Genomic DNA, 20842 nt, shown 5'->3' with positions numbered 1-20842 from the left:
CTATGCGTACAGTGCCCCAAAGTTTAGGACAACCTAGCATGTACAAACATCATTCAAATTCCAAATTAATAGTTATGACTTGGTACTAATAGTAATATATAATACCATGCTGTTTTATGCAAGTAATGATATTAATCTAATGTTGAGGAAAATGCTGAGTCAGACAATAGTAATTGCTTTAACTGGAAAAATTCTTCGTCATTGTCTAATAAATTCTTCTCAATAATTTCCTGAGCGTCCGCTCTTGCAGTTTCGAGAGCTCTATAATCGTGAACCATATCAGCAACTTTGAATTCTGGAACCCCACTTTGCTTTTTGCCAAAAAAATCACCTGGGCCTCGCAGTTTTAAATCTTGCTCCGACAATTCGAAACCATTTGTGGTTTCTGTCATTATTCGCATTCTTTCCTTCCCAACATCACCTTTCGGGTCAGCAATTAATATACAGTAGCTTTGTTTACTGCCTCGACCAACTCTTCCGCGTAATTGATGTAATTGAGAAAGCCCGAATCGCTCTGCATCATAAATGACCATGATCGTTGCATTGGGAACATTAACTCCAACTTCTACAACGGTAGTAGACACAAGGACTTGAATTTCATTATCTGCGAATTGTTTCATTACCAGTTCTTTTTCATCTGATTTAAGTCTGCCATGCATTAATCCTACTCTTACTTCGGATGGGAAAATATCGACTAATTTTTGATGTAAATCAACAGCATCCTGTATATCTAATTTATCCGATTCCTCAATCAAGGGACAAATAACATACGCTTGTTCACCAGCAGCAACATGGTTCTCAATCATACCCAATATTCTCTCCAACATATTTTCCTTAGCCCAATATGTCTCAATCTCTTTTCTTCCTTTAGGCATCTCATCAATTACAGAAACATCCATATCTCCAAAGGCTGTTATAGCTAGCGTCCTAGGAATAGGAGTTGCTGTCATAAATAAGACATCGGGGTGAAGACCTTTATCTTTAAGCGTGCGTCTTTGTTCAACACCAAAGCGGTGCTGTTCATCAACAATTACAAATCCTAAATCAGCAAAATAAACATCATCCTGAATCAGTGCATGGGTACCAACCACAATATCAATCGTATGGTTTTCAACTCCCTCTACTATTTCCCTCCGTTTCTTCCCTTTTACTGAACCAGTTAAAAGGGCGATATTAGCTCTGTCAGAAAATAATTCCTGTAAGGACTCATAATGCTGCTCTGCTAGAATCTCTGTTGGCACCATCAGTGCTCCTTGTTTTCCTGCGGTTATCGAAGCAAATAAACCAATAGCAGCAACAGCTGTTTTTCCAGACCCAACATCACCTTGTAATAATCGATTCATTCGATAAGGAGATTTCATATCTACTAGAATCTCATTTAAAGATTTTTTTTGAGCATTTGTTAATGTAAAAGGAAAACTCTGAATAAATTCCTGCAGTTTCATCGAATCGTATTGCTGTGTGTTTCCTTGAGTAGCTTCACGTTTCAATTTTCGCAGTAATTGCATTTTCAATTGAAACAGCAAAAATTCTTCAAATATAAACCTTCTTCTTGCGTGTTTTAGAGCGATGCGATTAGGTGGGAAATGCATCGTTTTAATCGCTGTCTGTCGGTTGGGGATTTTATAGGATTTTAAATACCTTTCTGGTAAAATTTCAACCACTGCTCCTAAATACTTGTCTATAGCTTGCTGTATTGTTTTCGTTAACTTGATATTATTTATATTTCCCTTTAACGAGTACATAGGTTGAATTTTTGTTTGGGCTTCTGCCGGACCTATCTTATAGTTGCTTACAGTAATTTGCAGACGGTGTGCATCCCATTTTCCTGTTAAAGTAATTGTTGAATCCTTGTGAATTTGTTTTTTTGCAAATGCTCGATTGAACATAACTGCTTTCACCGCAACACCTTCTACCTCTACTGTAAAAGTGAGTCTTGATTTTCTCTTCCCATAAAATTGGAGGGAGGGCTCATAGATCACCCTACCCTCAATGGTTACTTTGTCATCATGGATTAATTCAGCGAGGGGTTTAATTTCAAAAACATCATAACGATAAGGAAAATAATTTAATAAATCCTCTATTGTATATATATTAAGCAATGCAAGATCTTCTTCGTATTTTTCTCCTACGCCTGTTAAATTATTTACCGGTTTCTGAAGCACTGTAATCACTCTTTCTATACGGACATTCCAAATATTTTCTCTTTCAATAGTCGGCCTGTAGGTGTATCGGCCAGCCCACCTTCACCTGTTTCACGAAGAGCAGATGGCATTTGTTTTCCTATACGATACATCGCTCCAATAACCTCATCACACGGAATTCTACTAGTAACCCCCGCTAATGCAAGGTCCGCCGATACAATTGCTTGTGATGAACCTAACGCATTTCTTTTTACACAAGGTACTTCAACGAGTCCCGCAACTGGGTCACAGACTAAACCAAGCATATTTTTCAACGTAATAGCAAATGCTTCAGCAGATTGTTGTGGCGTTCCACCGGCCATTTCAACAATAGCCGCTGCTGCCATAGCTCCAGCTGATCCTACTTCTGCTTGGCATCCTCCAGCGGCTCCAGATATAAAAGCATTGTTAGCAACTACTAATCCAAATGCTCCAGCCGTAAACAAGTAGCGTATCATTTGCTCACGAGTAGGGTTTAACTGATTTTTCACAGCAAAAAGCGTACCTGGAACACAACCAGCACTTCCAGCAGTCGGAGTAGCACAAATAGTACCCATTGCCGCATTTACTTCGTTTGTACCCATGGCTTTACTAACTGCATCCAATAACAAATTACCGGACAAAGGAGTTTTCTGTTCCATATAGTTCTGAATTAAAACCGCATCACCTCCAGTTAAACCTGTAACGGACTGCACTCCTTTTAAAGAATCACTAATAGCACTTTCCATAACCTGCAAGTTTTTTTCCATTTCATCATATAGTTCTTTTCTAGTTTTTTCTTTTACATCTATTTCCTGTCGTATCATCACTTCAGAAATCGAAATACCATCCTTTTCAGCAATCTCTACTAGCTCAGAAACTGTTCGAAATAACATATTAGTCTCCTCCTTATTAACCTTTTTAGTGGTTAACTCACAATCTTCGTAATTCGATTAATATGGTCAGCTTCCTGCAATTCTCTTAAAATGGTATCATCGATATTTTGATCTACTTCAATAACCATGAGTGCTTCTTTTCCCACATCTTTTCGATTTACTTCCATATGTCCAATATTAATTTGATATTTTGCTAAGATTTTAGTCACAGAGGCAATTGCCCCAAATCTATCATTATGCATGATTAAAATAGCAGGATGATTTCCAGATAATCGCAGGTCAAAACCATTTAATTCTGTTATTTCAACCTTTCCGCCACCAATAGAAATTCCTACTAATTCTAGTTTTTCATTGTCATCACCAACAATGAGCCGTGCAGTATTTGGATGATTACTTGAGGCGCTATCCTCAATAAACTCTATTTGTAATCCTTTTTCATTCGCTAAGTTTAAAGCATTGTTCATTCTTGAGTCATCCGTAGCAAAACCTAATAATCCTCCAGCTAATGCAAAGTCAGTTCCATGGCCTTTATAGGTTTTTGCAAATGACTCGTAAAGATGAATTTTTGCCCATTTTGGCTGTTTTCCAAAAAGAGTGCGAGCAGCTAATCCTATTCTTGCAGCTCCAGCTGTATGTGAACTTGATGGCCCTATCATTACCGGACCAATAATATCAAAAACAGAATTATATTTCATGATTAAAACACCTCTTTTCTTACTAGCCTTTTGATTATAAAGGCTAGTTATTGTAAATTATATCAAAAAGTATTGTAATAAGCATTTATAGATTTGGTTAATTAATCCTTGTTTAACTATATGCACATTTCCTCCGTAAAATAAAAAATTCGTCTTTCTTTTTAGAAGGACGAATTTTTCATTGGAAATACAAGGCTTATTCAACTGAAAATATATAGGAATATATTGGCTGATTTCCACTATGAACTTCAATTTCTACATCTTCATAGTTCTCTTCAACAAAACTTACAAGTTCTTCAACTTCTTCTGAATCAGCATCTTCTCCATATAAGATGGTTAAGATCTCATCATCTTCGGTGATCATTTCTTGTAGTAATAATTTGACTGCTTCTTTTTGATCAGCATGTGTAGCTTTAATATTTCCATCTACAATACCCATGTAATTCCCTTTTTCTATAGTTATTCCTTCGATTTGTGTATCTCGAACTGCATAAGTTACCTGACCAGTTTTAACGTGTTTTCTAGCTTCATCCATTGCTTGTTGATTAGAAGATAAATCCGCATCAGGATGGAATGCTAGCATAGCGCTTATCCCTTGGGGAATAGTTGTTGTTGGGACAACCGCTACATTATCCTCTGCAATTTCTGCAGCTTGATCTGCGGCCATACGAATGTTTTTATTGTTTGGTAAGACAATAACATTATGCGCATTTGCTTGCTTAATAGCATCTGCAATATCTTGGGTACTTGGATTCATCGTTTGACCACCTTCAATTACAACCGATGCACCAAGGCTTTCAAGCAAACCTTTAATCCCTTTACCCATGGCCACTGTAACAATCGCATAATCTTTCTTTTCTTTTGGAGTTGCTTTGGTTGGTTTATCGCCTACAATTGCCGTGTGTTGCTCACGCATATTTTCAATCTTCATATTTATCAAACTCCCGAAACGCTGACCTAGAGTCAAACAAGTCCCAGGTGTTTCTGAATGCACGTGTACCTTCACAATATCTTCATCAGATACAACTAATAGAGAATCGCCTAATTCACTTAATTCATTACGAAACTCTTGTTCATTAAAAGGATTATTAGCAAGTTTATCCTCTTCAAATTTGACCATAAACTCTGTACAATAACCATAGACAATTTCAGAAGTATCCATAAAGTCTTGCGTAACTTTATGATGTTCTGCATTGACCATGTCTTCCATATCAATATCGGAAGTATCTTCAGGAAGCTCTTCCCCTTTTAATGCAGCTAAGAAACCTTCATAAATAGTTACTAGGCCTTGTCCACCAGAATCGACAACACCCACTTCTTTAAGAACTGGCAATAGATCCGGAGTTCTTTTTAATGAAGCTTTTGCTTCTGTTAGAATTTTTTCCATTAAAACAATTATATCTTTTTCCGATTTGGCCGCATTAACTGCTTCTTTCCCAGCATCTTTTGCAACCGTCAAAATGGTTCCTTCCACTGGCTTCATTACTGCTTTATAAGCAGTATTAACACCAGATTGTACTGCTTCAGCAAAGTCCTCAGCAGTTAAACTTTCTTTTTTATCCATTCCTTTTGCAAACCCTCGAAATATTTGGGATAAAATAACACCAGAGTTTCCTCTAGCTCCCATCAGCAAACCTTTTGAAAATGCATTTGCAACATCCGAAGCATGGTCACTATTTATTTTTTTTACTTCACCAGCTCCTGAAGTCATGGATAAATTCATATTAGTCCCTGTATCACCATCAGGAACCGGAAAGACATTTAAAGCATCTATTTTTTTGGCGTTATTGGTTAAATGGTGTGCACCAGTTAAAATCATTTGTGTTAATACAACGCCGTTAATCTTTTCAACCGTCACAATACTTCCTCCTCAAATTACGTAAAAGAAACTAATCCCTCGCTACTCGAACTCCTTGAATATATATATTAACAGAGTCAATAGCTAAACCAAGTGATTGATTCAATGCGTATTTCACTTGAGATTGTACATTACTTGCTACTTCGGAAATCTTTGTACCATAGCTTACGATAATATACATATCTATATGTAATTTTTCTTCTTCTTGTCGTACAATAATACCTTTTGAGTAATTTTCTTTTCTTAAAATTTCAGCAATACCATCTCTAATTTGACTTTTTGAAGCCATACCGACGATACCATAACATTCTACTGCAGTACCCCCAGCTATGGTAGCTATTACATCATTCGTAATGGTAACTTGACCATCATTTGTATTTAACTCAATGGACATTATAATCCTCCTTGAACACCTACTATTAATATAAGCAAATTATACTATAGGCTAAACATTTTTAAAAGAATTAGAAGCAAATTGGCAACAACTTGCACTACGTGAAATATAAATCTGCAATAAATCCCCTTATAACAATGGACGATTTGTATAAATCTGTCAAGTATTTATGCTTTATCATTACTATGGTTAATCTTACGTTATATTTTATCCTATTTTGGCATATTAATGAAAGATTCGATTGCATTCTTCCCCTACTTGTGATAAATTGTATAAGTAATAATGACATTTGTTAGAGTTAGGAGGGAATAACATGGCTAGAAAATGTGTTGTAACTGGACGTAAAACAAACAGTGGTAACCAACGTTCTCACGCTATGAATTCCAATAAGCGTAAATGGAAAGCTAATGTACAAAAAGTACGTATTATGGTAGATGGAAAACCTAAAAAAGTTTATGTATCTGCACGTGCACTTAAATCAGGAAAAGTAGAACGCGTTTAATATACGTTAACATTAGTTATTGGACAAAGAAACACTCTAATTGAAGAGTGTTTTTTTGTTGTTATCATTTAAAAGGTTCTTTGTATAATTACAGTTTGTTTTAGAAGTTGTTAGAAACCCCTGATCTATTTAATTAAGAATAGTTTGCTCTCGCTTACACTGATGAAAGTTTTGTGCTTGGATTCGCTCCGGCAGAATACTTCGCTTTCCGCGGGCACGGCCTCAGCCTCCTCGCGGAAAAACCATAACGCGGAGTCTTCGTAATCTGCCACCCCGCTATATTACTTGCTATAGATATTTATAAGCTATGTCACGTTTGGGGTTGTTGTTCCTCCTGAAAACCAATTTTTCTAGTTAAAATCAAGTAGAGCAGGAACTTAGCGGAGGAAATACACGGAGACTCCTTGAAAAAAGAAAACCACTTTTTTCTGCGTGCGATGTAACCCTGCCGAAGCGTTCCTTGTCCTGCGGGAAGAAGAGCATCGGTGAGACTGCTGAGTGCGTCAGCACGGAGGAGGCTTACCAACTCCCCGCGGAAAGCGTAGTTTATTTCCGTAGCGGACATATAGCAGTATTCTTAATTAAAGTAATCAATAGTCTATACATATTACGGCACAAACAAAAAAGCACTCTTGCCATTTTCCTCAGACAAGAGCACAATGTTATTACTTATCCTTTTTAAAAACACCAATCACAATCTTTACGAATCCACCTATAAATTTCGGGAGTTTAATAGTATAAAATTTCATAAGTGCCCTCCTCTTTAAGTAATTCCGATTATCCAGGAATTACACTGCGACTCTTTACAACTAATAATATGCCTTTCCTATAAAAAAAAGTACCATAATTTGAAATAAGCTTATTAGAAATACATTGAGTAGAGCCCCAAGAGATTGTCTTATCAGTAAGAGGATAGTAAAAATTAGTTAATGTGATACCTTCTACTTTCTCTGAAAAAGGTATAAAAGAAATATACGGATAGCTTTCATCCTTTAGAACCCTATGCTCACCAGGAAATGTCAATTCCATCTGGTTCATTGAATCCATTAATATCGCATTAATCCCTCTTTTTCTAATTAAATAAAGAAGTTGAATATTAGCAAGTTCATGGTCCAGTCTACCGCCTGTTACACCTAATAAGTAAATAGTTGACACTTCAGATTCATATGCCTTTTGTATGGCAAGCTCTAAATCCGTTTCATCTTTTTCTGGGGGATGTTCTTCAAAGACCTTCGTATTTTCTTTTATTTTATTCTTTTCCACTTCATTAATGGAATCGAAATCACCAACAGCATAGTCAATAGGAATATTACTCTCAGCTAGATATAGCGCTCCACGATCGGCACCAATCCATATATCTATGTCTACATCCAGCTTACGTAAATCAAGCAGCTGCTCATAAGGACCGTTCCCAATAATTGCGCACTTCATGCATTATTACCTTTTCGTCGCATGGAGAATGTTTTGAATAGCCTCTCGTCTATTTTCCGCATTAAATACAGCACTACCAGCAACTAATACGTCCGCACCTGCATCCGTACATAATTTTGCCGTATCAACATTAACTCCACCATCGACTTCGATTTCAAAGTCTAAATTAAAGTCTTCTCGCCATTTAGCTACTCTCTCTATCTTAGATAAAGTACTTTTGATAAATGACTGACCTCCAAAACCTGGATTCACGGTCATAATTAGTACCATATCTATATCAGGTAATATAGGCAATAACACGTCGGCAGGTGTTGCTGGATTGATGACAACTCCTGCCTTTACACCGTTTAATTTAATAAGTTGAATGGTCCTGTGTAAGTGTTTCGTAGTTTCCTGATGTACCGTAATAATTGAAGCACCGCTTTCAGCAAATACTGGTATATATTTATCAGGGTCTTCAATCATTAGATGTACATCTAGAGGAAGTTTTGTAACAGGTTTAATCGCCTCTACGATTAATGGCCCTATGGTAATATTAGGAACAAAATGGCCATCCATTACGTCTACGTGGATGTAATCCGCTCCCCCTTTTTCTACATCTTTAATTTCTTCTCCAAGCTTTGAAAAATCAGCTGATAATATGGAGGGTGCAATTTTTGTCATATCTAATACCTCGGCTTTCTGGATTGTATTTCTTCTAAGAAACTTATATAGTGATTATATCGAAATTTCTCTAATTCGCCATTACTTAACGCTTCTTTAATGGCACACTTCGGCTCCTTATGATGTAGACAGCCTCTAAATTTACAATCCTCACGTCGCTCTCGCATTTCCGGAAAATATCCAGTTAAATCTTCTGCTTGAATTTCTGTAAAATCCAATGCACTAAAACCAGGGGTATCCGCAACTAACCCACCATGAACTTTAAGTAGTTCTACATGTCTAGTTGTATGTTTTCCTCTTCCCAAGCTTTCTGAGATTTCTGCAGTTTCTAAGAGAAGAGTCGGTTGAAGAGCGTTAATGAGTGAAGATTTTCCTACACCAGACTGCCCTGCAATAACAGTGACATTATCTTTAAAATAGGAGATTAAGTCTGGAAAATACTTTGAATCCTTTGTCGAAAGAAGCTCAACCTGATAACCAATGTTTTGATAAATCTTTTTATAATTACCCATTTCTGCTTTCTTGTCTTCAGATATTGCATCCATCTTGGTGATAAAGATAATGGGTTCTATATTTTTTGATTCGATTAATACTAGGAATCGGTCAAGCAATTTGGTGCTGAAATCAGGTGAAATGGCAGAACTGACGATGATTGCTTGATTGATATTAGCAATCGGCGGTCGAACTAGTTCATTTTCTCTCGGCTCAATTTCCATAATATATCCTTCATTTGTATCTTTAATATCGAATTCAACAAAATCCCCGACAAGAGGAGTAATCTTTTGATTACGAAAAACTCCTCTTCCGCGGCACTGGTAAATTTTATTTTCCGACTCGACATAGTAAAACCCACTTAATGCTTTTATAATTCTGCCTTCTGCCATTTATTCACCTTCCTTATACTCAATAGTTTCTTCTTCAATGGTTTCCCCATCACGAGTTACTCTATACCTTGCACTACTGTCCGGTGCAATTGTTAATGTAAACGATACTTCATCATCGCTCGTTATAGTCTTCCCATAATCTTCAGCCGGAACAGAAAAATCATGATTCATATCATCAATATATACTTGAACAACCTGTTCGATTGGTTCCTGATTTTCCTGTTGCTCCCCATTTTCCCCATCCGAAACTTCTTGTTCGGGTGGATCATAAGGAATAGGAACTGTTATGGTTTTATTCATTGGTGGCAATTCTTCTGGTCCTCTGGAAATAATCACATTTACTGTGTCACCCGTTTGTAGTTTAGTTCCAGTTGCAGGACTATGACTAATCACCCGTCCCTCTGCTACAGAATCAGAATGCTTGGTTTCTTTATTCATTTGTAGATTATTCTCTTCTAAATAGGATTTAGCATCTTCCTCTAACATATTTGCCAAGTTGTTAAGTTCAATTGGTTCAGGACCCTTACTAACAACGAAACTTACTCTAGTTTCACTAGGTACCACTAAACTGCCAGGGCTAGGAGAAATCTGAGTAATAATTTCACCTTCACTTTCATCCGAATACTCTTCTCTAGGATAAAAATCTGTAAATCCTTCTATCTCGAGTTTATGTTTAACCTGACTGTAGTCCTGGCCTTCATAGTCACCAAACTCTATTTTTTCCTTTCCTGAGCTCACATACAAAGTTACGGTCGATTCTTCTTTTACCGTTCTTCCAGCTCTTGGTTCTGTCCTTACAACGAAGCCTTCCTCAATTTCCTCTGAAGGAATTTCTTCTTCTTCAACGACTAATTTTAAGTCCTCTAATAGATCTGCTGCCTCATCAGCTTCCATTTCAATGATTTCAGAAGGAATTGTAACCTCTTTAGGCTGTAATATTCCTGGAATAGCAAATAATGCTACTATACCCGCAACCAAAAGGAGCAAAATAACAGACACAATAATGGGCCATTTTCTTTTCTTCGTTTTTTTCTGCTTTTTAACTTTCTTGTTTTTTTTCTTTTTGCCTTCATTTGTATTAGTGCTTGGTTGACCATCTTCCAGATTATCTTCTGGATAATTTTTCGTTACTCCGTTGGTATGGTGTACCAACGTTTCTTGATTATAGTCGTTGTTCATTTGATTATCGGTAATAATCGGAATCGCTTTTGTCTCTTCTCCAACTTCTATAGGTGGAGTATAAGGAGCCTCATTTATTTTATCCGGATGCAAAGCAGTCTCAATGGCATCTTCCAAATCATAAATGGTTTCATAACGATGAAATGGATCCTTAGCAGTTGCTTTTAAAACAATATTCTCAACACTCTGTGGTATATCCTGATTAAACCGCCTGACAGAAGGGGTTTCACTCTGTAAATGTTTTAATGCTATAGACACTGGTGACTGCCCCGAAAATGGTAATCTACCCGTCAACATTTCAAAAAGAACAATACCTAAAGAATAAATATCTGATTTTTTGGTAGCCATCCCACCTCTTGCTTGCTCAGGAGACAAATAATGTACAGAACCTAATATAGAATTTGTTTGTGTTAAAGCAGTAGCACTTAGAGCAATGGCAATGCCAAAATCTGTTACTTTAACTTGACCAAAGTTATTTATTAAAATATTTTGTGGCTTTATATCGCGATGAACAAGTTCGTTGGCATGGGCATGGGCAATTGCAGACGTAATTTGTTTTATAATGTCCAAAGATTCCTGGACCCCTAGCGGACCATAACTCTGTATGTATTCTTTTAATGTCATGCCATCTATGTATTCCATAACCATATATAGTAAATGGTCTTCTTCCCCAACGTCATAAATACTTACAATATTAGGGTGAGAGAGGCTTGTTGCAGATTGTGCCTCTCGGTCAAACCGAGCAATAAACTCTTGATCATTGGCATATTCCATTCTCAACGCCTTGACAGCAACATCGCGTTCTAGAATAACGTCCCTAGCCAAGAAAACGTCTGCCATTCCACCACTACCAATTTTGGTTTTTATTTTATAGCGTTCATTTAACAGGTGACCTTTCCTCACTCCGAATCACCTTCTTTCCAAAATCCTCCATTTTTCGATAATAATATTAAAGAAATATTATCTTCTCCACCTCTATTATTTGCCAACTGTACCAATTCTTTACTTGCTTTCTCTAAGTCCTCATTCTGTTTGATTATTTCTAATAACTCTTCATCTAATAACTTATCTGTGAGTCCATCTGAACAAAGAAGTAAGATATCTCCTTCTTCTACAGTAATAGTCTTTATGTCTGTGTCCACTTCAGCTTCGGAACCTAGTGCTCTCAATACTACATTTTTTCTTGGGTGATGGACGGCATCTTCTTTCGAGAGTTGTCCTGACCGTACAAGTGCATTAACCAGAGAATGATCTTCTGTGATTTGTTTAAATCCATCCTGGTTTAATAAATAACAACGACTATCTCCTATATGGCCAACTGTAAGAAAATCATCCACATAGATAGTTACAACAATAGTTGTGCCCATCCCTTCACATTCTTTATTTTCTTGTGCATGAAGGAATAATTTTTCATTGATTTCATCCATTGTTGCCCGTAACCATTCTTCTATTTTTTCAGGTTTATCGAAGGCACTGGTTTTTTCCCATTTTTCTTGAAGTAAGGAAATAGCCATTTGACTTGCTACGTCACCTGCTTGATGGCCGCCCATTCCGTCAGCTATTACAGCAAGCATATGATTATGGGAATTATAATAGATGCCACCAGCATCTTCATTATGGCTTCTTACCTTACCTCTATCAGTTAGGAATGTTCCTTTCATGTTATCCCCCCTCAAATCTTACATTTACGGTAATACAATTTCTAAAACAAGTATTACACAAAATCCGTTATAAAAGTACATAATTATCCAATTTTTTTGAAACGGGTCAAGAAAAAACCGTCTGTTTGATAATCCTGAGGAAATATCTGGAACCCTAACTCTGTTATCCCAGTAGCTTGCCTGAAACTTGTAGGTAAATTTTCAAAGAATGATGAATCAATTTCATAATCCTTGTGGCTTTCTAAAAATCTTTGAACGACTTTTTCATTTTCTTCTACATCAACGGTACAAGTACTATAAATTAATAACCCACCTTTTCGAAGCAACGGTGCAATACTGTGTAATATCTCTAGTTGAATCTTTGAAAGATTTTCAATATCAGACTCCCGCTTGTTATATTTTATTTCAGGTTTCCCACGAATGACTCCTAAACCTGAACAAGGAGCATCTACTAAAATGCGATCAAAACTTGCTACTTCATGAACATCCTTCAAATTTCTTGCATCAGATGGATTAGTATCGATAATTGTTAAGCCCAATTCCTTTGCTTTCTTATCAATTAAATTTACTTTCTTTTTATGCAAGTCATATGCATGTATAACCCCTTTATTCTCCATCTTTTCTGCTATATGGGTTGCCTTGCCACCTGGGGCACTACATGCATCTAGTACTTTCATGTTAGGTTCTGCTTCAAGCATTTCCCCTACCAACATCGAACTTTGATCTTGTATAGTTAACATACCTTTTTTAAACAAATCAGTAGTAAGAATATTCCCTTCTTCGACAATTATTCCTTGATCGGAAAAGTCGGAAGTTTTCACTTTAAAACCAAGTTCCCCTAACTGTTCCATCGCCTTTTCCCGGCTGATTTTCAGTGGTTGTACGCGAACTACTTGAACCTTTCTAGTTATATTGGCTTCACACATTTCTTTTGTTGTTTCATAACCATATTCCGATATCCAACGTTTGACCAGCCATTCAGGATGGCTAGTCTCGATGGAAAGTCTCTTGGCATTGTCCTTTATAGAGGACGTATCAGGGACACCTTTACGCTGTACATTTCGTAAAATCCCATTAACAAAACTTGCAATTCCTTTATGACCGCGTTTTTTGGCAATTTCCACTGCTTCATGTATGACAGCATGATCAGGAACCTTGTCCAAATATACCATCTGGTAAATAGACATACGTAAAAGCATTCTTACCCATAAGTCGATTTTCTTCTTAGAACTTAAGAAGCTGTCAATATAAAAGTCTAATGTTAATTTTCGTTGAAGAGTTCCATATACTATTTCTGTTAATAGCTTTTCGTCTTTATGTTCTATCCGCTTTGATTTGATTTCATTATCAATTAGTAGATGACTGAACCCTGCATCTTTTTCCGTTCTAATTAATAGATCCAGTATAGAACTTCGTAGTTGATAATTTTTCATATTAATCACCTAAAATAATGCCAGTTTTAATTCGATCACTTGACCCGCGCAAATAATCTTTTACAAGCATCCTTTTTTTACCAGCTGGTTGTATTTCTGTTATTCTAATACCTTTATTATCTCCACATACTACGACAAATGCATCCTCTTCAACTTTAACAATTTCCCCTGCTTCCCCTGTATAGGTAGAATTATCGGGTATACCCCACCATATTTTCATATTCTTTCCTCCATAAGTAGTGAAAGCAACAGGCCAGGGATGTAATCCTCGTATGTGATTGTAAATTTCTCTATGCGATTTTTTCCAGTCAATTTTTTCTTGTTCCCGTTTAATATTAGAAGCAAAAGTTGCCTTGGAATTATCCTGTTTTACGGATGATACTTCCCCTGTGAAAATCTTTGGTAAAGTATCAAGTAATAAATCTGCACCAGCTGCAGATAGTTTATCATGCATTGTTCCAACATGATCGGCCTCTTCTATTGGTACTTTTACTTGGGAAAGGATATCTCCAGCATCCAATTTTTCTACCATATACATGATAGTAATACCAGTTTCTTTCTTCCCTTGCATAATTGCATAATGAATGGGCGCTCCTCCACGAAGTTCTGGAAGTAAGGAAGCATGTACATTAATACATCCATACTTTGGAGTATCTAATAGTTCAGTAGGTAGCAATTGACCATATGCCGCTGTAACAATCAGGTCTGGTTCAAAGGAAAGGATCTTCTTGTACTCATTTCTTAATTTCTCGGGTTGAAATACAGGTATTTGGTGCTTCTCGGCTTCGACCTTAACAGGGGGAGGAGTAATTTCTTTCTTTCTCCCTTTAGGTCTATCAGGTTGCGTTACCGCTAATACCACTTCATATTCGGATTCAATTAAAGCTTGTAATACGGGCACGGAAAAATCAGGTGTCCCCATAAATACGATTCTTTTCATTTAATTACCTTCTTTCTTAATGAGAACGTGTTTGATCAATCTGCTTCTATTATTACTAACAGATTTTAACCTAGTTGGATTTCTTACATTAAATGATATGGTTGTAAATCTACAGAGATTATAAGATTGTTCTTGCGTACATCATCTGAGAATTGATCTAAAATTTTATTAAGATAAACCCGCAAATCCGGCTCATTTCTATATTTAATCATACACTGGTAACGGTACCTATCCTTAATACGAGGGATTGGAGAAGGGGTCGGTCCTAATACCACCGTGTTTTGATTTACTTTTTGCAAGAGTAAATGGACAATTCTTTGGGCTGTTTGAATTACTTTAACTTTATTTTCGTGAGTTATAGTAATCAGTGCCAAGAAATAATATGGTGGGTATTGAAACTTCTTTCTCATTCCCATTTCCTTTTTATAAAACTCTAAGAAATTATATTCACTAGCAAGTTTTACACTATAATGTTCCGGAGTATACGTTTGAACTAATACCTGGCCAGTTAACTCATGTCTTCCAGCACGGCCACTAACCTGTGTCAGCAATTGGAAGGTCTTTTCACTGGATCTAAAATCTGGTAAATTTAACATTGAATCTGCTGTAAGCACACCAACTAATGTAACATTTTCAAAATCAAGTCCTTTTGCAATCATTTGTGTTCCTAGTAATATATCAGCTTTTCCTTCACCAAATTCTTTTAATATTTTCTCATGAGATCCTTTTCTACGAGTAGTATCTACATCCATTCTCAAGAGACTTGCCTCTGGAATTAGCTCAGTTATAGCTTCTTCCACTCGTTGTGTTCCAGTTCCAAAATAACGGATTAAATCACTATTACATTCTGGACAAATGGAAGGAACTATTTCTTCATAGGAACAATAATGACATTTTAGACGATTTGTATTTTTATGATAGGTCAACGCAATGTCACAATGAGGACAATCATTTACATGACCACAATCTCTGCACATAACAAATGTTGAGTATCCTCTTCGATTTAATAACAGAACTACTTGTTCCTTATTCCTTATACAATGTTCGATACTTTCTTTTAGTTTCCTAGAAAACATGGTACGATTCCCAGCATGGAGTTCTGCTCGCATATCAATAATGTCTACGTGTGGCATTGGCTGGTCATTTGTCCGTTTGTTTAAAGTAGCTAGACTGTAAACTCCTTTCATAGCTCTAGCATAGGACTCTAAGGTTGGGGTGGCACTCCCTAGTACAACAGGACAGTTATGATTTTGTCCACGTTGAATAGCAACATCCCGTGCATGATATCGAGGTTGGTCCTCCTGCTTATAGGTCGTTTCATGCTCTTCATCGATAATTATAATTCCCAGATTCTCAAAGGGGGCAAAAATTGCAGATCTAGCACCGACCACAACTTGTACTTCTTTTCGGTGAATCCTGCGCCATTCATCATATTTTTCTCCCGCAGAAAGTGCACTATGCATAACCGCCACACTTTTGCCAAATCTGCCTTTAAAACGATTGACCATTTGTGGAGTTAAAGCAATTTCTGGAACTAGCACAATGGCTTCTTCACCTTTGTCAATTACATCTTGAATTGATTGCAAATAGATTTCTGTCTTACCACTTCCAGTTACACCATGCAACAAAAACACATCATGTGTATTATTTTTAATTGATGCTAGGATTGGTTTAATTGCTTGCTGCTGTTCCTCTGTTAGTTCTAATGCTGTTGTCCGCTCAATTTCTTCATCATTGTATGGATTACGATATACTTCTTCTTTGTATGTTTCCAACAACCCTTTATCTACTAAACTCTTCACTGTTTGATTCGTCGTTTGAAACTGTTTTAACACTTCTTTTTGGGGAATTGGATGAGTATTTTCAATAAAATAGCCCAATACTTGCTTTTGCTTTTTAGCATTTTTGGGAAAGTCGATGAACGCTTCCTCCATCATATGGGTTTCTCGTGCAGGCTTTACCATTAGTACTTCTTTTTTAGTTACCTTTGATTGAACTTGATAATGAACAGATAGGTCACCAGCTTGAACAGCCTTTTGTAATTGATAGTAACTTAAATTTGCATTCTCAAATTCTTCGTAAGCTATAAAATCTCTACCTGCAAATAAATATTCCAATGGATCTGGCAACTTCTCATCAGTCATTCGAACAAGCTCTTTTTTGTACTTAGATTTAAGAACTTGCGGTAACATAGCCTGTAGTGCAACGATTGACAAACTAAGTGTTTCATTAGCTACCCATTTACCTAGGTCCAGTAGCTCCTTTGTCAATACAGGTGTTAAATCCAATACATCAATGATATTCTTTAGCCGTTCAAACGATGATTCAGAAACTCTATCTACCACGAATCCCATAATTTTTCTGGGTCCAAAAGGAACAATAACCCTCATGCCCGGTTTAAGTATTTCCTGAAATCGTTCAGGAATAGAATAATCAAATGTTTGATTAATAGAACTTGCAGGAACGTCTACAATCACTTTTGCTATATTCACTGCTTATCATCCTTCATGTCCCGATGAATAAAGTTTATTAATTGCTTAGCTACATTCCTTTTGGATGCTATGGCAATATTTTCTTGTTTGTTTGAGGCATTGATGTAAGTAACTATATTCGTATCTCCACCAAAGCCAGCACCTTCTTGGGCCACGTTATTGATAACAATAGCGTCTAAATTTTTCTTTTTTAACTTTGCTAGTCCATATTCAATTGGATTGGTTGTTTCGGCAGCAAACCCAACTAAAAATTGATGATTTTTTTCTTCACCTAGTGATTTTAATATGTCTTTCGTTCTTTCCATTTCAAATTGCCAGTCACCAGGTTGTTTTTTTAGTTTTTCATTATGTACTATTTTCGGCCGGTAGTCTGCAACTGCAGCTGCTTTAATAACAATATCACTAGATGGAAAGAATCGATGCATGGCTTTGTACATATCCTCCGCAGACTCAACATCTATCCTACTTATATGTTTATTTTCAGTTTTTTGATCAGTAGGTCCCGTTACTAACACTACATCTGCTCCTAGTTCAGCTGCAGCTTCTGCAATGGCAAACCCCATTTTCCCTGTAGAACGATTGGTAAAGAAACGGACTGGATCGATTTTTTCACGAGTTGGTCCTGCTGAAACCAGCACCGTTTTACCAGTTAATAATTTATTTGTGTTTTGATGCCCTTCAATTACCTTAATTATCGTTTCTGGTTCTTCTAATCTTCCCTTGCCAACATAACCACAAGCTAGATAACCTGCTCCAGGTTCAATGAAATGATAGCCCCACTCTTCCAGTTGCTTCATATTCTTTATTACAGCTGGGTGTGCATACATATGTACATTCATTGCTGGAGCTATATAAACCGTAGCTTCTGTGGCAAGTAAAGTGGTTGAAAGCATATCATCAGCAAGCCCACTAGCGAGTTTTCCTATAATATTTGCTGTCGCAGGGGCGATAATCACTAAATCCGCCCAATCAGCCAAATCAATATGTGCGATTTTCTGCGGATCTTTCTCATCGAATGTATCTGTATAAACTGGATTTCTTGACAGTGCTTGAAAAGTTAGGGGTGATACGAATTGCGTAGCGTTCTCTGTCATAATAACTTTGACATTTGCACCTTTTTGAACTAGTTTACTGGTCAACGCGCATGCCTTATAGGCAGCAATTCCTCCTGATACACCGATTAAAACATTTTTTTGATATACCATTTTTATCCCCTCTCCGAACGTTACGACATTCTCTAGTATATTTATACCATAAATTAACCATTAATTTAAGAAATGCTCTTCTAAAGGTTAAATGTTATTGACAATAAGAACTGAAAGATACCTTAAACCGATAAGAAAGCAACTGGCTCTTTATAAACAATAAAACCCCCGCAGTTGAATTAGCGAGGGCAATCATTTAATTATTTTCTTCTAAATATAGTTTTCCAGCCACTACTTCTTCAAGAGCCTGCCCTACATATTTAGCAGACTGGGGATTCTCTACTTGCAAATCCTTTGTTTCGCTAAGTTGTCTTGCACGCTTGGCTGACAGAATTACAAGGGTATACTTTGATTTTATTTTCTCTTGTAGAACATCAATGGAAGGTTCTAACATCATAATTGATCATCCTCCAATATCTTTTTATATTGCTTAGCAATACGTTCCCGTTTCAAATGCTCACTTTGAATGATGGATTCAATTTTGGATACAGCATGATCCACCTGATCATTTACCACAACATAATCATAAGCATCCATCATTTCAATCTCTTTCCTTGCTTCCTTTAAGCGGTTTAGAACTAAATCATTTGATTCTGTACCACGACCTAATATCCGATTTTTCAATTCTTCTAAACTTGGTGGAAAGAGGAAAATAAATACGCCTTCAGGAAAATTCTTCTTTACCTGCATAGCTCCTTGAACTTCTATTTCAAGAAACACATCATACCCCTTTGCTAATGTTTCCTCTACATACTTTCGAGGGGTACCATAGTAATTATTAACATATTTGGCGTATTCTAAAAGTTCATTTTCTTCTATTAGCTGTTCGAACTCTTCTTTAGATTTATAAAAATAATCTACTCCGTCTTCCTCACCTGGTCTTCTGTCTCTCGTTGTCATGGAAATAGAGTATTGCAAATCCGTAGCTTTTTCAAATAATCTTTTTCTTACCGTTCCTTTTCCTACTCCAGATGGTCCAGAAAGAATAAATAGAATACCTTTCTCATCAATCACACATTTTTCCTCCTAGTAAATGGGTTTCAGTATTACTCTTCGCTAATCTCGTCATTACTTATCACACGTTGTCCGACCGTTTCTGGCTGAACCGCCGATAACACAACATGATCACTGTCGGTAATAATAACCGCTCTAGTTCTTCTTCCGTATGTTGCGTCAATTAGTTTATTATTATCTCTAGCTACTGTAATGATACGTTTTATCGGTGCAGATTCAGGTGATACAATTGAAATGATTCGATTAGCTGAAACAACATTACCGAAACCAATATTTATCAAACTTAAACTCAAATTCCTTCCCCCTAGACCTTCATTTATGTAACTTAAATATACTTGTTAACTAAATAAAGAAATTATGTTTTCATACCAATTAATAATTATACAACAAATTATAATTAAAAAGATAGGTGTAATTCAACTATTTACTCCAAATTTTGAACTTGTTCTTTTATTTTTTCAATTTCACTTTTCAATGTAACTGTCCATTCACTAATACCAACATCCGTTGATTTGGAGCCTATCGTATTTGCCTCACGGTACATCTCTTGTGCAATAAAGTCAAGTTTTCGCCCAATGGAAACTCGATTTTCCAGAGTTTGGTTAAAGTGTTTCAAATGGCCGTTTAACCGAGTTATTTCCTCCGTAATATCTCCTTTTTCAGCCAGTAATATAATCTCTTGTTGAACTCTTGCATGGTCTACTGCTGACACTTCGTTTAGCTGTTCTTCCACTCTTTGCATGATCCGGTGACGGTACTCTTGCACAACAATTGGTCTTTGTTCCATTAACTTTGTTATGATATTCTCCACTGCATTAAGGTGTTTGTTTAAATCCTTAACAAGGAATTCACCTTCCTGTTTTCTCATCTGTTGTGCTTCTTCACATGCCTCTTTTGTACATGATTCAATCTGTTCAACTAGGTAATCAGGTTGTTTCTCATTTTCACGAATAAGGAAAATATCTGGTATAGAAGCCAATATAGAGGTAGGAATATCTCCTGATAACTGATACCTGTTCTGAGCTTCATGCATTTGTTTTATATATTGATTAAGTAAATCCCAATCTGTCTCGAGCGTTTTTTCTATAAACCCTTCTCCGTCTATACTAAGGGATAATTCTATTCTTCCTCTTTTAAAATAGCTCTTTATAATCTTCTTCAATTTATCTTCAAGCATTATTAGATGACGGGGTAGCTTGAGTGAAATATCTAAAAATCGATGGTTCACTGTTCTAACTTCCACGGTAATGTCCGAACCCTCAATCTGCATATTTTTTCTACCGTATCCTGTCATACTCATAACCATAAATATCACATCCTATTGTATTATACCATACTAAGATTATGTGCTAAAAATAATATATAATAATCTTAATAGAAAGCTCTTTTCATATCTTTTTTGCTTATTAAACATCGTAGTAGATAGAAATTGT

20 protein-coding genes are annotated in these 20842 nt (G+C 36.4%); 1 reads left to right on the top strand and 19 read right to left on the bottom strand.

Annotated features, from left to right (window positions below; all coding sequences use genetic code 11):
- Positions 1–131: 131 nt before the first annotated feature.
- The 5 genes from recG to D8M06_RS01165 form a co-directional block, all read right to left on the bottom strand.
- Positions 132–2165, bottom strand: coding sequence for an ATP-dependent DNA helicase RecG (recG, locus tag D8M06_RS01185; protein ID WP_121202528.1), 2034 nt, complete (start codon positions 2163–2165; stop codon positions 132–134).
- A gap of 14 nt (positions 2166–2179) precedes the next feature.
- Complete coding sequence (gene sdaAA / locus D8M06_RS01180; protein ID WP_121202527.1) at positions 2180–3058, bottom strand: L-serine ammonia-lyase, iron-sulfur-dependent, subunit alpha; 879 nt, start codon at positions 3056–3058, stop codon at positions 2180–2182.
- Positions 3059–3090: 32 nt separating this feature from the next.
- On the bottom strand, positions 3091–3753 hold the full coding sequence (gene sdaAB, locus D8M06_RS01175; protein ID WP_121202526.1) for an L-serine ammonia-lyase, iron-sulfur-dependent subunit beta: 663 nt from the start codon (positions 3751–3753) through the stop codon (positions 3091–3093).
- Positions 3754–3949: 196 nt separating this feature from the next.
- Positions 3950–5611, bottom strand: coding sequence for a DAK2 domain-containing protein (locus D8M06_RS01170; RefSeq protein WP_121202525.1), 1662 nt, complete (start codon positions 5609–5611; stop codon positions 3950–3952).
- Between the two features lie 31 nt (positions 5612–5642).
- Entirely contained in the window at positions 5643–6005 is a 363-nt protein-coding gene (locus D8M06_RS01165) for an Asp23/Gls24 family envelope stress response protein (RefSeq protein WP_121202524.1), read from the bottom strand.
- Positions 6006–6318: 313 nt separating this feature from the next.
- Between D8M06_RS01165 and rpmB the strand changes: the two genes are divergently transcribed.
- Positions 6319–6507 (top strand): 50S ribosomal protein L28, encoded by a 189-nt coding sequence (gene rpmB, locus D8M06_RS01160; protein WP_121202523.1) that lies wholly within the window; start codon positions 6319–6321, stop codon positions 6505–6507.
- A gap of 665 nt (positions 6508–7172) precedes the next feature.
- On the opposite strand, the gene spoVM is transcribed toward rpmB, so the two are convergent.
- From spoVM to D8M06_RS01085, 14 genes are all read right to left on the bottom strand, one after another.
- Positions 7173–7256: a stage V sporulation protein SpoVM gene (gene spoVM, locus D8M06_RS01150; RefSeq protein WP_121202521.1), complete on the bottom strand. Its 84-nt coding sequence runs from the start codon at positions 7254–7256 to the stop codon at positions 7173–7175.
- A gap of 28 nt (positions 7257–7284) precedes the next feature.
- Positions 7285–7938 carry a thiamine diphosphokinase gene (locus D8M06_RS01145; RefSeq protein WP_121202520.1) on the bottom strand — a complete coding sequence of 218 codons (654 nt, stop codon included), beginning with the start codon at positions 7936–7938 and terminating at the stop codon, positions 7285–7287.
- A 6-nt stretch (positions 7939–7944) separates the two neighbouring features.
- Complete coding sequence (rpe, locus tag D8M06_RS01140) at positions 7945–8601, bottom strand: ribulose-phosphate 3-epimerase (RefSeq protein WP_121202519.1); 657 nt, start codon at positions 8599–8601, stop codon at positions 7945–7947.
- 2 nt (positions 8602–8603) lie between these two features.
- Entirely contained in the window at positions 8604–9485 is an 882-nt protein-coding gene (rsgA, locus tag D8M06_RS01135; RefSeq protein ID WP_121202518.1) for a ribosome small subunit-dependent GTPase A, read from the bottom strand.
- Positions 9486–11567: a Stk1 family PASTA domain-containing Ser/Thr kinase gene (gene pknB / locus D8M06_RS01130; RefSeq protein ID WP_121202517.1), complete on the bottom strand. Its 2082-nt coding sequence runs from the start codon at positions 11565–11567 to the stop codon at positions 9486–9488.
- The gene (locus D8M06_RS01125) at positions 11564–12325 is read right to left on the bottom strand and encodes a Stp1/IreP family PP2C-type Ser/Thr phosphatase (RefSeq protein ID WP_121202516.1); all 762 of its coding nucleotides are present in this window, start codon (positions 12323–12325) and stop codon (positions 11564–11566) included. Before D8M06_RS01125 ends, pknB begins: the two co-directional genes overlap by 4 nt.
- Positions 12326–12408: 83 nt before the next feature.
- Positions 12409–13758 (bottom strand): 16S rRNA (cytosine(967)-C(5))-methyltransferase RsmB, encoded by a 1350-nt coding sequence (rsmB, locus tag D8M06_RS01120; RefSeq protein WP_121202515.1) that lies wholly within the window; start codon positions 13756–13758, stop codon positions 12409–12411.
- A gap of 1 nt (position 13759) precedes the next feature.
- Complete coding sequence (gene fmt / locus D8M06_RS01115; RefSeq protein WP_121202514.1) at positions 13760–14698, bottom strand: methionyl-tRNA formyltransferase; 939 nt, start codon at positions 14696–14698, stop codon at positions 13760–13762.
- An 83-nt stretch (positions 14699–14781) separates the two neighbouring features.
- Positions 14782–17190, bottom strand: a complete 2409-nt coding sequence (priA, locus tag D8M06_RS01110) for a primosomal protein N' (protein ID WP_121202513.1) — start codon at positions 17188–17190, stop codon at positions 14782–14784.
- Complete coding sequence (gene coaBC / locus D8M06_RS01105) at positions 17187–18395, bottom strand: bifunctional phosphopantothenoylcysteine decarboxylase/phosphopantothenate--cysteine ligase CoaBC (protein WP_121202512.1); 1209 nt, start codon at positions 18393–18395, stop codon at positions 17187–17189. Before coaBC ends, priA begins: the two co-directional genes overlap by 4 nt.
- Positions 18396–18591: 196 nt before the next feature.
- Positions 18592–18792 carry a DNA-directed RNA polymerase subunit omega gene (gene rpoZ / locus D8M06_RS01100; protein ID WP_121202511.1) on the bottom strand — a complete coding sequence of 67 codons (201 nt, stop codon included), beginning with the start codon at positions 18790–18792 and terminating at the stop codon, positions 18592–18594.
- Positions 18789–19409, bottom strand: coding sequence for a guanylate kinase (gene gmk, locus D8M06_RS01095; RefSeq protein WP_121202510.1), 621 nt, complete (start codon positions 19407–19409; stop codon positions 18789–18791). Before gmk ends, rpoZ begins: the two co-directional genes overlap by 4 nt.
- 32 nt (positions 19410–19441) lie before the next feature.
- Positions 19442–19702 (bottom strand): extracellular matrix/biofilm regulator RemA, encoded by a 261-nt coding sequence (gene remA / locus D8M06_RS01090; protein ID WP_121202509.1) that lies wholly within the window; start codon positions 19700–19702, stop codon positions 19442–19444.
- 131 nt (positions 19703–19833) lie between these two features.
- Positions 19834–20715 (bottom strand): YicC/YloC family endoribonuclease, encoded by an 882-nt coding sequence (locus tag D8M06_RS01085; protein WP_121202508.1) that lies wholly within the window; start codon positions 20713–20715, stop codon positions 19834–19836.
- Positions 20716–20842 lie beyond the last annotated feature (127 nt).

This window comes from Oceanobacillus halophilus, from assembly GCF_003628505.1.
In the GTDB taxonomy this organism is placed as follows: Bacteria; Bacillota; Bacilli; order Bacillales; family Amphibacillaceae; genus Oceanobacillus; species Oceanobacillus halophilus.
The sequence above is the reverse complement of the archived record's forward strand: the minus strand, read 5'-3'. Positions and strand labels throughout refer to the sequence as shown.

Excerpts from the sequence above, each read along its gene's own strand:
- sdaAA (WP_121202527.1), bottom strand. The coding sequence starts at position 3,058 with ATGTTATTTCGAACAGTTTCTGAGCTAGTAGAGATTGCTGAAAAGGAT.
- sdaAB (WP_121202526.1), bottom strand. The coding sequence starts at position 3,753 with ATGAAATATAATTCTGTTTTTGATATTATTGGTCCGGTAATGATAGGG.
- D8M06_RS01165 (WP_121202524.1), bottom strand. The coding sequence starts at position 6,005 with ATGTCCATTGAGTTAAATACAAATGATGGTCAAGTTACCATTACGAAT.
- rpmB (WP_121202523.1), top strand. The coding sequence starts at position 6,319 with ATGGCTAGAAAATGTGTTGTAACTGGACGTAAAACAAACAGTGGTAAC.
- spoVM (WP_121202521.1), bottom strand. The coding sequence starts at position 7,256 with ATGAAATTTTATACTATTAAACTCCCGAAATTTATAGGTGGATTCGTA.
- D8M06_RS01145 (WP_121202520.1), bottom strand. The coding sequence starts at position 7,938 with ATGAAGTGCGCAATTATTGGGAACGGTCCTTATGAGCAGCTGCTTGAT.
- rpe (WP_121202519.1), bottom strand. The coding sequence starts at position 8,601 with ATGACAAAAATTGCACCCTCCATATTATCAGCTGATTTTTCAAAGCTT.
- rsgA (WP_121202518.1), bottom strand. The coding sequence starts at position 9,485 with ATGGCAGAAGGCAGAATTATAAAAGCATTAAGTGGGTTTTACTATGTC.
- D8M06_RS01125 (WP_121202516.1), bottom strand. The coding sequence starts at position 12,325 with ATGAAAGGAACATTCCTAACTGATAGAGGTAAGGTAAGAAGCCATAAT.
- rsmB (WP_121202515.1), bottom strand. The coding sequence starts at position 13,758 with ATGAAAAATTATCAACTACGAAGTTCTATACTGGATCTATTAATTAGA.
- fmt (WP_121202514.1), bottom strand. The coding sequence starts at position 14,698 with ATGAAAAGAATCGTATTTATGGGGACACCTGATTTTTCCGTGCCCGTA.
- coaBC (WP_121202512.1), bottom strand. The coding sequence starts at position 18,395 with ATGGTATATCAAAAAAATGTTTTAATCGGTGTATCAGGAGGAATTGCT.
- rpoZ (WP_121202511.1), bottom strand. The coding sequence starts at position 18,792 with ATGATGTTAGAACCTTCCATTGATGTTCTACAAGAGAAAATAAAATCA.
- D8M06_RS01085 (WP_121202508.1), bottom strand. The coding sequence starts at position 20,715 with ATGGTTATGAGTATGACAGGATACGGTAGAAAAAATATGCAGATTGAG.